The following is a 12,166-nucleotide window of genomic DNA, read 5'->3' as shown; positions in this document are numbered from 1 at the left end:
GGGTATAATGGTTTCAGGATGCAAGCATTTTTCCCGGGATCCGTAATAAGCTGAAAATCCACATTTCCGCTCTTGCTTCCGGTAATCCGGAAACACCCGGCGTCAAAACCAGAGGGAATCAACCTCATTTGAGTCCTTACCAATATGGTCTGTTCAGGATTGATATACTCCGATCCGGGCTCCGGACTAACCCATAAACCGGAGCTTGTCTGTGAAAACACACTTATAGCAACAGAAAAATAACAAACAACCAAAAACACAAACATTCTCATAACAAATACTATTTTAATACTCCGTCATCCCGGCGAAAGCCGGGACATCCCGGCGAAAGCCGGGACATCCCGGCGAAAGCCGGGACATCCCGGCGAAAGCCGGGTCACCCCGGCGAAAGCCGGGGCCTCCGGCGAAAGCCGGCCCGCCATAAAATTACTCCAAATTCCCTACATTTGCCACAAAAGATTTACTACATGAGAAGCAAACTATTCAACGGTTCTTTGATCCTCGTCATTTTTATGATCCTGGTTCAGGCGGTAATTGCCGATTCCATTACCGTCAGCGGGTTCGTATCCGGCACATGGGATGTCGATACAGTTTATGTAACAGATGATATTTCTATTCCGGAGGGGGAATCCCTGGTGATCTTTCCCGGAACCTTAATTCGCTTTGAAGGAATGTATGCCTTGTATGTAAGAGGTTCGTTGCAGGCGCAGGGACTTGAGGGTAACCCGGTCATTTTCAAGTCCGGCGACACAACCGGTTTCTCGGTAGATACCCTTGCCAGGGGAGGATGGAACGGGATACGGTTTTATTATACAGATCCGGGGGCTGACTCTTCTATCATGGAGTATTGCATATTCCATCATGGAAAAGCAGTTAGCCAGGACTCACTGCGCAATTACGGGGGAGCATTAAGCATTCAGTTTTTTGATAAAGTACGGATTGACCATTGCACGTTTGAGGACAATTTCGCTTTTTATAACGGTGGTGCCGTTTACCTGGAGGAGGCGGATGTGCTGATCCGGAATTCAGTATTCACAGGCAACCGCTGCGGCCCTCCCTATGACCCTTATGGCTATGGCGGGGCGGTATGCTCCGACCATTCGGAGGTAATCATCCTGGATAATTCTTTTAACGATAACTATTCAACCGGAGTGGGTGGGGCCGTCGCTATCCGTTTCCGGGATGCAAGGCTATGCAATAATTCATTTACCCTGAATTACAGCGCTTTGGGAGGTGCTGTGGGTTTCCTGCATTATTATGAGAATTTCCACAGCCAGTGTAATAATCTTTTCACACAAAACGGATCGGTCTTTTTTGGCGGTGGCATAGCCTGTATCGATGCAGGGCCGCTATTTGTCAACAATACCATAGCCTATAATCAGTCTGTTTATGGCGGGGGGTTGTATGTTAAGGATTCTCTGATTCCTGCCCTTTACAACTGTATCCTGTGGGGCAATACGGCCAGCGGTCCGGGACCCCAGGTATACCTGTGGGACAGCTATGCATCGGCCGACTTTTATTACTGCAATGTGCAGGGAGGCTGGGAGATGTTTGCCGGTAGCGGCGGTGGTGCGGGTTATACAGGTATTTATGAAAACAATATCCAGACCAACCCGGAATTTACCGATACCCTCAGCCATGACCTTACCCTATCAGCAGGATCTCCCTGCATTAACGCCGGAACACCGGATACTACCGGTTTGTTTTTGTATCCATATTGCCTGGCAGGAAATGCCCGTGTTATAGGAGGCAGGATTGATATGGGTTGCTATGAATCCCTTTTCACGGGATTGCAGCCTTCTTCTGCCCTTAGCAGGCCGGGAATAATCCGCATCTTTCCAAACCCAGCCCAGTCGGAAACCAGAATAGAGTTCTTCCTGGAAAATATTCAATATTTGGAATTAAGCGTATATGACATTTCCGGACGCCTCGTTAAAAGGGAAAACCTGGGTTTATTTCCTGAAGGGTTAGGCCAGACTATATGGAATCCTGATGTGAAACCAGGAACATACATCATCTGCTTTCGTTCAGGAAGCGGTGAATCCTGGTCGAAACTGGTGGTTTCAGAATAGGATTAATACCTGACCATCTTGCCCATCAGGCATTGATCCTGTGAAAACAGGCGTATCAGATATACCCCTGCAGGCCATGACGAGGCATCCAGTTCTATCCTGGAGGAACGGCTATTCCCTGATTCAATCAATTGTCCGTTGAGGTTATATACCCGGTATGATTGTATATCCCATGGAGCTTCCAGGAAAAAGCAGTCTTTAACAGGATTCGGAAAAAGCAATACGGCAGGTTGTGTTTCTCCCATGAGCGGCAGGCCGACCCCGGTATAGGTACTGAAGCAAACTTCGTTAACGTAAGCAAGTGTGGTATATCCAGCCGGGTTCCAGGCAGCAATGTTGAGAAAGCCAAATTTTACCGGCCCGGGAATGCCGTTATTGCCGGTTGACCAGGGATATTCGTGGATCAGCATGCCATCCAGCCACACCTGACAAAGGTCGGCATCCAGGTCAATATGTATTTCCAGATGCTGCCATTCCCCCTGATCATAAGCGAATGAGGCCGAAGCTATCCCACCTGCATTTAAGCTGCCGGTGCCATCGGCTTCCAGAAATATTTCCAGTCCGTAATAAAACCCCATAATGCCGACTTCTTTCTGGAGGTTCAGGTAGGCGGTATGATCCGGGGCTACCATAATGTTCATCTGCAGCACATGATATCCGTCGGTAAAGCTTTCCCAGGAAAAAGCCTTATAGATGTTTGTCTGATCTTCGATCTTCAGCGACTGATGGAAGGCAATATCTTCCGAAACATATGCATCTTCTGAGGTGCCGGGCACATCGTCCCAGGTTTTCCAGAGGGGGGATTGAAGACAAATATATTCTCCTGCGGTGAACATTTCATATTGTTCGCAATCCTGAACAGGGATCAGGAAGAAATTATCGAGATACAAAGGTGCCCCCCCGGTTGCGTGGATCTCAAAAGATTCCAATACCTTGAACCCTGGGCTGCCGTTGCTTTGCATGGAGAATTGCCCTTCATATATGAGGGCTTCGTTAAAGAAGAGGTAATAATAATCCGATCCCAGGTCAATCCATGCCTGGAAATTATTCCAGTAGGATGGAACCCAGGGGACTGTAATAAGGGTGCCTCCGGCATGAAGCGTGCACGTAGCGGAAGAAAAATCAAACCGGCAAGCAATCGCACCAACCTGTCTTATAAAAATATCCCCGGTAAACAATGGGTCGATGAAAAGATCACAGCTCAAAAGATGATGCCCATTGTATTTATAGGCATAAAATATTGTATGATCTCCATTCACCATAACCACGGAATTGGGATGGCTTCGGGGATTTAGGTTTGTTATACCCGGATCGATCAGTGAACCGGGGGTAAAGTCATAAGGGATCCAGCAAGGATCCTGCTGGCAAAGCTTCTGGGTTATGTTGAGATGATCGAATCCTGAATAATACGGGTAACATTCTTCATATCCCCCGTAACGCAGGAATTGATAAATGTCCAGGATGAGGTTATTTCTTACCGAAGCATCCTGAATGGCCGCAAATGAAGCAGTTGTAAAAAATGCACGGTACGATCCGGCATCATATTGTACAGCGCATGGCCCGGTCAGAGAAGTGCCGTTTGCTTCCAACGCTGCCTGACTTACCGACCATGTGATCCTGTCAACATACAAACCTTCACGGGTTGCTGTTGAAAAAATGTCTTCCAGGAAAAAATCATAACCCTCAGCCAGGGTTCCTGAAACCCCTGTAATATTCAGAAGATCAGGAGCATTAACTACCCAGACATCGTATTCTACCGTCAACAGCCCCAGGTAATTCCTGGGAAAATCATCTTCCCCAAAACCCGATGGGTACCGGTCGTAAAGATAATCCTGGGAAGAAAGAAATAGCTTACCCCCATTATTGAGGTAAGCAGATAATTGTATCTCATCTTCCACGGTGAGGGTAGATTGCATGGAGTACACTTCACCGGTAAACCAGATCACTACCGGATAGTGTTGCATGACTTCAAATGATGGGCCATTGTCGGCCTGTTGGGCAACTTCCCAGTAATCATAGTTTAGCCCGTTGGCATCAAGCGCATCCATAAACCTGGGCCAGCAGTCGGTAAAAGCCGGGTTCCAAGCGCTACCGTCACGGTCAACCACCAGAATGTCAGTTGCCTGAGTTTCCTGAAATATCAGGATACTCAAAATGACTAATGCTAAAATAATTCGTTTCATGGTTTTATTTGTATAGAGTTACTAAAGATACGATATTTCACCGTATGAAATCAATAGTAAGTTTTTGAAAATACCAGTCAGATTTATTTAAATCAATTATCAATAAAGTAAATCCTCACATATTTAAATCATTCGATCAAAAAAATTTTTATAATTTCGGCCCTTTAAGGATTTCAAGATGAACAAAACCTGTCCGAATTATAAAACATGCCGTCTTGTCACCACCGTGAAAGTAATGGATGATAATGTGTCGAAACTCAAATACATCGAACATTTTTGTAAAGGTGAGGGTGATCCATGGGAGGGTTGTAAACGGTTTGTAACAAAGAACAGGTACGACCTTTGTCCGGATTTTGTATTACCGGATTCGACAATGTCTCCCGAAGAAATCCTGGATAAATTTGAAGAGGAAATAGTTAACAATAATTAAAAGGTATTTATATGGCTACCCTGGAGATTGAAGGAAGAATATTTGAAGTGGATGGTGATGGCTTCCTGCAGGATCCTCACATCTGGGATGAGGAGGTTGCGAGGTTAATTGCGCGTTATGATGGCATAGAAGAGATGAATGACAAGCATTGGGCAATAGTTAACGTTATCCGTAAGAACTGGGAGGAAAAGGGTATGGCTCCTATGGTGAGAACGATTTGCCAGGATACGGGAGTCAGGTTAAGAGAGATCTATGAACTTTTCCCCCTTGGCCCTGCCCGCGGTGCCTGCCGTGTTGCCGGTCTGCCCAAACCCGATGGTTGTGTGTAACGGATAATCTATTACTTATGCATTGGTATCTATGGTTGACACTGTTTTCACTTGCAGTTTGCCTGATAAGCTGCCTTTATCATTTCATCCTCCTGCTGCGTGCAGGAAAACCAATTGATTTTTCAGCTCCTGCAGGAACCACAGGCAACGCAATACGTTATTCTTTTTCGGGGGCTATGAGCCCAAAGAAAAAGGAATCGGCTTATCTGCATCTTCCTACTTATACTGCAGGAATTTTTTATCATATAGGGACTTTTCTTTCCATTTTCCTGTTTTTCCTTTTCCTGTTTTCTTTTTACCCAACCGGGATAATAAAATGGTTACTGGGAGGGGTTCTGGCTGTGTCGTCATTCAGCGGACTGGCAATATTAATTAAAAGGATACTGGGAAAGCAGTTGCGCAGTTTGTCAAACCCGGATGATTTTATTTCAAATCTCCTGGTAACAGGATTTCAGGTTCTTACTTTACTTTCCTTATTCCTGGATAATGTCAGACCGTTGTATTATATCGGTGTTAGTTTATTACTGCTTTACCTGCCATTAGGTAAGCTTAAACATACGGTATACTTTTTTGCGGCCCGCTATCAGCTCGGGTATTTTTACGGTTGGCGCGGCGTATGGCCTCCCAGGAAGATCAATAATCAGAGTGAATGAGCGACTTTAACGGTGAAATAATGAAGAAAGGGCTGGAGCCGTTGGAAGTCAACGGAAACTCCCGCCTGCTGACACATCTGAACAGTTGTGTTCATTGCGGTCTTTGTGCGGAAAGTTGCGTCTATTACCAGGTTTACGGTGATGAACGCTTTGTCCCGGCTAAAAAAGTGGATATTGTTGCTTCCATATATCGCAGGTATCATACTTTTTCGGGAAAATATTTCCCATGGCTGACCGGGGCCCGTGAACTGAACGAAGCCACCATCGAAGAAATGGTGGATCTGCTTTACGGTTCCTGCACCATGTGCGATCGCTGTACGGTGCACTGCTCCATCGGGGTGGATATCGGGTACCTGGTAAGGACAGGCAGGACCATGCTGGCCAACATGGGCTATGTCCCCGCTACGCTTCAATCGACGGTGAATGCTGCCATGACCACAGGCAACAATATGTCGATACCCACACAGGAGCTGGTGGATACCGTTCAATGGCTGGAAGAAGACCTCCGTTTTGAGGTGAACGATGATAATGCTTGTATTCCACTTGATCAGAATGATAAGGACATCCTGTATACACTGAACCCCAGGGAACCCAAGTTTTTCCCTTTATCCATTTCTGCTATGGCCAAAGTGTTTTATGCGGCTGGGGAAAGCTGGTCCTTATCAACCCGTATGTACGATGTAACCAATTATGCTTATTTTTCAGGAAATAATGAGGAAGCAAGGGAGATAGCACGGCGTCTTCATGATGAGATGGAGATAAGGGGTGCAAAACGCTGCGTTCTTGCCGAATGCGGTCACGGCTCCCGTTCTTTCCGCTGGGAAGGCCCCAATTACATGGGAAAGGAATATCCTTTTGAAACCCTTACCTCTGTTGAACTCCTGGCAGAATACATCCGCATCGGTAAAATAAAGACCGACCCGGAAAAGAATACCGAAAGGGTTACTCTCCATGACCCCTGCAACCTTGTCAGGAGCGGTGGTATTGTCGATGAGCAGCGCTATATCCTGAAACATACCGTAAAAGATTTCGTGGAGATGACCCCTCATGGCACCGATAACCTTTGTTGCGGTGGGGGCGGTGGACAACTTTCCATGAGCGAATATAACGAGCGCAGGATGAAAATTGGCGGCCTGAAAGCCGAACAGATCCGTAAGACAGGGGCCAAAATCGTTGTTACACCCTGCCATAACTGCGTTGATCAGTTGATCCAGATCAATGCCGCGTATAAACTGGGTGTGCAGATCAAGACCCTTGCTGAAGTGGTTGCCGATGCACTCATCCTGGAAAACAATAAACAATAAACCATTGACCCAAACAAGCTGTTATGAGCAAACTTATTTATCTCGACAATTCCGCTACAACCTTTCCCAAACCGGAAGTGGTGTATGATTACATGGACAAGTTTTACCGGAAACACGGGGTAAACCCCGGCCGATCAGGGTTTGATGCGGCTATTGAGACGGAAGAGATCGTTTACAATACCCGTAAACTTTTAATGGAACTGTTTAACGGAGACGGTGACCCTAACAGGCTTACATTCAGTTATAACGCGAGCGATTCTCTCAACATGATCCTGCTGGGAATGGCAGAAAAAGGCGATCATGTGATTACTACCATGCTGGAGCATAACTCTGTCCTCCGCCCACTCTATCATTTGGAGATGGATGGAATTATCGAAGTTACTCATGTTCCCTTTGATGCCAGCGGCTTTGTCAACCCGGATGATATCCGCAAAGCTTTGAAAAAGAACACCAAAATGGTGGTGGTGAACCACAGCTCCAACGTGATTGGTACGATTCAGCCACTCATGGAGATCGGAAAGATATGCAAAGAAAACGGGGTGTTTTTTGTTGTCGACGGGTCGCAGAGTGCCGGCGCCACCCCGGTGGATATGCAGGCCATGGGCATCGATGCCTTTGCTTTCACCGGTCATAAATGCCTGATGGGCCCTACCGGAATTGGTGGTTCCTATATCATGGATAACATCCCTGTCAGAGGTACCCGCTTCGGAGGCACCGGGGTCAGGTCTGCCCAGAAAACCCACCTCTCGGAATTCCCTTACCGCATGGAATGCGGTACACTGAATATTGTCGGGGTAGCCGGGCTTTATGCCGGTACCAAATGGGTGATGGAACAGGGGATAGAAAACCTCCACCACAAGGAGATTACCTTATGGGACAAACTCCGCAAAGGCCTGTCGGAAATAGAAAATATCACAATATACTGTGCTAAGGGCATAGAAAACCAAAATCCTGTGCTGAGTTTCAATGTGAAGGGATTCGAATCCGGTGATGTTGGGACCATGCTGGATGTAGATTACAATATCGCCTGCCGTACCGGATTGCAGTGCGCTCCGCTGGTACACGTAGGGCTGGGTACCGACCAGATTCATGGAACCGTGCGCCTTAGTATCGGTCCGTTCAATACGGATGAGCATGTCGATATGGCTATTGAAGCTGTGAAGGACATTGCTTCCATCCCAAGATAGGTCTCTTAATCGGCTTTACCGCCAAAATTAAAGGTTGCTCCCAGGAAGAAGCTTAACCCGTTGTATAGCACGTTCATGTTGTTTTCACGTGTTCCCTGGAGAGGTTTTTGTTCACTTTGATTATACTCCACCGGATTGCTCAGGTTCATGAGTTGCTTCTTGCCCTTGTCGTAACCAAAAGAGTATTGTATTCCCCATAAAATAACGTTTTGTTTGATTTTTATCCTGAATCCGCTGGTCAGGTGGTAAACGTTGATGGAGTAGTTATCCGTCCGGTTACCATCGATGACAACGCCTTTAAGGAAATTAAAGTCGGTCTTAAACCCTGCCAGCAGCAGTACCTTTGGTGATATGATCCATCGGTATCCTGTTGCCAGATTGATCAGATCCCTGGCGGCTGCCTTGTAGGTCATCCAGGAAGCGGAATCAACACCTATGACTCCTTCCGGCATGGGAGCCGGATATCCGTCTCCATGTAACATCTCATAAACCGGTAAGGCAGCAAAATATTCGGCCGTCAGGAAAAACGACTTGTCGGGTTGCGTCGGGGAATTGAAGGTGGCGCCAATGGCAAGTGAAAATGGAGTGCGATACCTGACTTTCAGTTCCTTGCGCGACATTGTTCCTGCAAAAGAATAATCCGGCAGGAAAGTGATGCCATCAGGGCTTGTGATGTTGTTCTGCTTAATGAGCCTGCTCGCATACTTGCCACCGGTGAAGAGATTTGCCGATGGAAGTGAAATATTCATTCCCAACCGGATGAAGCGAAAACGATAGGCAGCGCCAAACTTCCATACCAGACTGAAATTGTCGAATCGTATCTCATCATATTCCGCATAGGATGCATCATAAGCCGGCACCTGTGACCCCGGCGGCCCGACCGAATCGGTAAGAGGTATGGCTTCAATGTCAAGATCACGCAGGCTCCTTACCGATTTCACCGAGACCAGCGCGCTGGTGCCTACCCAAAACCTATCGCTGAACTGATAGGAAAACCCGGCCCCGAAATAATCATCACGGTAATTGTTTTCCTGTACATATGAAGCGTAATATCTTTCCTCTCCGGGTAATTCTGTGAGGATATCCATATGCTCATCTTCGGTATAAGAAAACCTTACCTGGTTATTGGCTACATTCATGAATGCCAGTTCCATGCTTACCTTTGGAAATCTCTTGAAATCGAGAAGATAAGATATAAACCGGGGCTGAGCCATGAACTTGGTTTTGTTAAGGTCAAGATCATCCCCCACTGCATTTTTAAGATTGTACATGGAAAGGGAGAACAAGCTCACGCTCACAGACAGCCTTGATTCTGTGATCTCGGAAATATTAGCGGGATTATAGTAAATAGAAGCCACGCCTGCATCACCTCCCACTACTGCACCTGCCAGCATCGACGATTCATCGTTGAAATTCTGCGACCAGTAACGGTCGATCTGTGCTGATAAATGTGCGGAGATACTCAGGAAGATGATGCAGGATATGGCTATGCGCTGCGTCATATCTTTCCTATAATTCTCTGATTTTTATGTTCCTGAACCATACATCGTCGCCGTGGTCCTGCAATCCTATATGGCCTTCTTCCGCCGTATTGACGAAAAGCTCATAATCCTTGAACTTGCTGTTGGCAACCATATTCTTCCAGTCGTCGGTCCAGAGGTGATACTCCAGCACCTGTTCGCCGTTCATCCAGTGGACGACGGTTCCGTTGTAAACCATGATCTTCACGGAGTTCCATTCTCCCGGGCCTTTGGCGTTCTGGGGTTCGGCAGGGATCAGGTCGTATAATGCACCGGCCTGACGGTTGCCCTGAATGCCCAGCACGGCATCGGGATGGTTGATGTTATCCAGGATCTGCATCTCGGGAGAGTTTTTCCAGATGGGCTCGCCTTCCACTTCCCTGGCCAGGTAAAAAATACCGCTGTTACCTCCGGTATCTACCTTCCATTCCAATGCCAGCTCGAAGTTTTTAAACTTGTCCTTAGTGATGATGTCCCCTCCTTGTCCGGCCTCTCCACGGCCTGAACCAATCACGTGGATGGTTCCGTCAACCACTTCCCAACCACCGGGGAATTCTTCTTTGTTGTATCCTCTCCATTGATCGGGGTTCTCGCCGTCGAAAAGGAGTATCCAGCCCTGGGCTGTTTCATCCTGGGTAAGGGTGTTGGGTGCAATTACTTCTTCCATAACCTGTTCTTCTTCTGCGACATCCTGGGTCTGCTTGGTTTGCATATTGCAGGAAACCAGGATGGCAGGGATAATACAAAATAATAATACTTTCTTCATAATATTGATATTTAGGTTTTACATGGTCCAGCCTTCACGGTAGGTGTGTTTGATATAACTTTCCGCGGCTTGTTTCGCGTTCATTGTTTCCCGTTGGGTATCGAAATGCGGGTGTCCGTCGATGACGGCAAACTTATCGGAAGTGACGACACGGATCTCATCGGTATCGGAGATATTGGTAAAGCGCATGTTCTCGCCATCCCACAGGAGTTCCCGTTTGAGATCCTGCAGCCTGACTGCCACCACACCCATAACCACCATTTCGTTCAGCGGGCCGGAGTATCCGAAGTATGAGCTGGTTTCGACGCGGTTTTCCGGGCTTTCCTTGCATGCCCTGATCCAGTCCTTGATATGGCCTTCTTCCACACGGCGCATGGTCGGGGCCGGGCGCTGATATGCTTCGTCCATAGATAAGGGTAGGAGGAAGGGGTTTTTGCCGTAACAACCGCACATGATCTTTCCTTTGGTTCCGATGAAAAGACAACCACCGCTTTCATCCCTGCCCATGATCTCTCCTTCGGGAAGCTCTTCCGGTCGTGGAGGGAGGAGCCCACCGTCCCACCATGTCACCTTTACCTCCGGCATACCAACTGCGGGGAGGTTTTCCCGTGCAGGGAAAGTGTAGGTTACCACCTCCGCTACCGGTGCAGATTCTGTGTTCAGCAGGGTGGAGGAACCCTGTACCTTGGATGGATATTTCAGCTTTAGCGCCATGAATACTGGATCCATGATATGGCAGGCCATATCACCTAAGGCTCCCGTGCCAAAGTCCCACCAACCCCTCCAGTTCCAGGGATGGTAAATGGAGTTGTATGGGCGGACAGGAGCGGGCCCCAGGAAAAGATCCCAGTTCAGGGTGTCGGGAGGTATCATCACTTCAGCAGGTCTTTCCAGGCCCTGAGGCCAGATCGGACGGTTGGTCCAGCAGTGTACTTCGCTTATCTCGCCGATGGATCCGTCCCAGATCCATTCGCAGACCTTCCGTATGCCCTCTCCTGAGTTACCCTGGTTGCCCATCTGGGTGGCTACCTTGTATTCACGGGCAATCTCAGCCATCTGCCTTGATTCCCAAACAGAATGGGTCAGGGGCTTCTCGCAGTAAACATGCTTGCCCATCTTCATAGCATTGATGGAGACGATGGCATGGCTGTGATCCGGGGTGCCGACGATCACCGCATCGATGTCTTTTCCCATTTCATCGAGCATCAAACGCCAGTCCCAGTATTTCTTTGCATCCGGGAACTCAGAGAAAAGCTGGCCGGCATATTTCCAGTCGACATCACACAAGGCAACAATGTTTTCTCCACTGGCTTCCCTGACAACGCTTCCACCGCGGCCGCCCACGCCGACACCGGCAATGTTCAGCCTGTCGCTCGGGACTTTATGTCCCAAACCGGATATTACATAACTCGGAAGAATGGTAAACGCCGCAGCCGCAGTCGCTGTGTTGCGGATGAAATCCCGGCGGCTCAGCCCACCGGAAGTGTTTTTGGGTGATTTTGGGGTCATGATCTATTATATTGTTATATGGTTATATTGTTATATGGCTTGCCCCGCTGGTCCCGATGAAAATCGGGGACGTAAGTCGGGGTTATATCCAGCTTCCCAGCCCCCAGAACCCCAGCTCCCAGAACCCCAGCCCCCAGAACCCCAGCCCCCAGCCCCCAGCTCCCAGGACCCCAGCCCCCTGTTACCTATCCCTTGCAACCTGCCCCCTTTATC

11 protein-coding genes are annotated in these 12,166 nt (G+C 48.0%); 6 read left to right on the top strand and 5 right to left on the bottom strand.

The window, feature by feature from the left end; genetic code table 11:
* A partial coding sequence (locus KKA81_04750; protein MBU2650223.1) for a hypothetical protein occupies positions 1–272 on the bottom strand: 272 nt, incomplete at its 3' end.
* 195 nt (positions 273–467) lie between these two features.
* Here KKA81_04750 and KKA81_04745 point away from each other — a divergent pair.
* Positions 468–2,072 (top strand): T9SS type A sorting domain-containing protein, encoded by a 1,605-nt coding sequence (locus KKA81_04745; GenBank protein ID MBU2650222.1) that lies wholly within the window; start codon positions 468–470, stop codon positions 2,070–2,072.
* 2 nt (positions 2,073–2,074) lie between these two features.
* Here KKA81_04745 and KKA81_04740 read toward each other — a convergent pair whose 3' ends face one another.
* Positions 2,075–4,255, bottom strand: a complete 2,181-nt coding sequence (locus KKA81_04740; protein MBU2650221.1) for a T9SS type A sorting domain-containing protein — start codon at positions 4,253–4,255, stop codon at positions 2,075–2,077.
* A 178-nt stretch (positions 4,256–4,433) separates the two neighbouring features.
* On the opposite strand from KKA81_04740, the gene KKA81_04735 reads away from it, so the two are divergent.
* Genes KKA81_04735 through KKA81_04715 form a run of 5 tightly spaced genes read left to right on the top strand, consistent with a single transcriptional unit; the run spans position 4,434 to position 8,158 of the window.
* Complete coding sequence (locus KKA81_04735) at positions 4,434–4,685, top strand: hypothetical protein (GenBank protein ID MBU2650220.1); 252 nt, start codon at positions 4,434–4,436, stop codon at positions 4,683–4,685.
* A gap of 11 nt (positions 4,686–4,696) precedes the next feature.
* Complete coding sequence (locus KKA81_04730; protein ID MBU2650219.1) at positions 4,697–5,014, top strand: TusE/DsrC/DsvC family sulfur relay protein; 318 nt, start codon at positions 4,697–4,699, stop codon at positions 5,012–5,014.
* A 17-nt stretch (positions 5,015–5,031) separates the two neighbouring features.
* Positions 5,032–5,667, top strand: a complete 636-nt coding sequence (locus KKA81_04725; protein ID MBU2650218.1) for a hypothetical protein — start codon at positions 5,032–5,034, stop codon at positions 5,665–5,667.
* Entirely contained in the window at positions 5,664–6,971 is a 1,308-nt protein-coding gene (locus KKA81_04720) for a (Fe-S)-binding protein (protein ID MBU2650217.1), read from the top strand. The genes KKA81_04725 and KKA81_04720 overlap by 4 nt, the downstream gene beginning before the upstream one ends.
* Before the next feature lie 23 nt (positions 6,972–6,994).
* On the top strand, positions 6,995–8,158 hold the full coding sequence (locus tag KKA81_04715) for an aminotransferase class V-fold PLP-dependent enzyme (protein MBU2650216.1): 1,164 nt from the start codon (positions 6,995–6,997) through the stop codon (positions 8,156–8,158).
* Positions 8,159–8,163: 5 nt separating this feature from the next.
* Here KKA81_04715 and KKA81_04710 read toward each other — a convergent pair whose 3' ends face one another.
* From KKA81_04710 to KKA81_04700, 3 genes are read right to left on the bottom strand one after another with little or no spacing between them, the layout of a single operon-like run.
* Positions 8,164–9,660, bottom strand: a complete 1,497-nt coding sequence (locus KKA81_04710) for a hypothetical protein (protein ID MBU2650215.1) — start codon at positions 9,658–9,660, stop codon at positions 8,164–8,166.
* Positions 9,661–9,667: 7 nt separating this feature from the next.
* Positions 9,668–10,444: a DUF1080 domain-containing protein gene (locus tag KKA81_04705; GenBank protein MBU2650214.1), complete on the bottom strand. Its 777-nt coding sequence runs from the start codon at positions 10,442–10,444 to the stop codon at positions 9,668–9,670.
* An 18-nt stretch (positions 10,445–10,462) separates the two neighbouring features.
* Positions 10,463–11,953: a Gfo/Idh/MocA family oxidoreductase gene (locus KKA81_04700; GenBank protein ID MBU2650213.1), complete on the bottom strand. Its 1,491-nt coding sequence runs from the start codon at positions 11,951–11,953 to the stop codon at positions 10,463–10,465.
* Between the last annotated feature and the right edge of the window lie 213 nt (positions 11,954–12,166).

The sequence above is a fragment of the Bacteroidota bacterium genome, from assembly GCA_018831055.1.
GTDB lineage: Bacteria > Bacteroidota > Bacteroidia > Bacteroidales > B18-G4 > M55B132.
The sequence above is the reverse complement of the archived record's forward strand: the minus strand, read 5'-3'. Positions and strand labels throughout refer to the sequence as shown.

Excerpts from the sequence above, each read along its gene's own strand:
- KKA81_04745 (MBU2650222.1), top strand. The coding sequence starts at position 468 with ATGAGAAGCAAACTATTCAACGGTTCTTTGATCCTCGTCATTTTTATG.
- KKA81_04740 (MBU2650221.1), bottom strand. The coding sequence starts at position 4,255 with ATGAAACGAATTATTTTAGCATTAGTCATTTTGAGTATCCTGATATTT.
- KKA81_04735 (MBU2650220.1), top strand. The coding sequence starts at position 4,434 with ATGAACAAAACCTGTCCGAATTATAAAACATGCCGTCTTGTCACCACC.
- KKA81_04730 (MBU2650219.1), top strand. The coding sequence starts at position 4,697 with ATGGCTACCCTGGAGATTGAAGGAAGAATATTTGAAGTGGATGGTGAT.
- KKA81_04725 (MBU2650218.1), top strand. The coding sequence starts at position 5,032 with ATGCATTGGTATCTATGGTTGACACTGTTTTCACTTGCAGTTTGCCTG.
- KKA81_04720 (MBU2650217.1), top strand. The coding sequence starts at position 5,664 with ATGAGCGACTTTAACGGTGAAATAATGAAGAAAGGGCTGGAGCCGTTG.
- KKA81_04715 (MBU2650216.1), top strand. The coding sequence starts at position 6,995 with ATGAGCAAACTTATTTATCTCGACAATTCCGCTACAACCTTTCCCAAA.
- KKA81_04710 (MBU2650215.1), bottom strand. The coding sequence starts at position 9,660 with ATGACGCAGCGCATAGCCATATCCTGCATCATCTTCCTGAGTATCTCC.
- KKA81_04705 (MBU2650214.1), bottom strand. The coding sequence starts at position 10,444 with ATGAAGAAAGTATTATTATTTTGTATTATCCCTGCCATCCTGGTTTCC.
- KKA81_04700 (MBU2650213.1), bottom strand. The coding sequence starts at position 11,953 with ATGACCCCAAAATCACCCAAAAACACTTCCGGTGGGCTGAGCCGCCGG.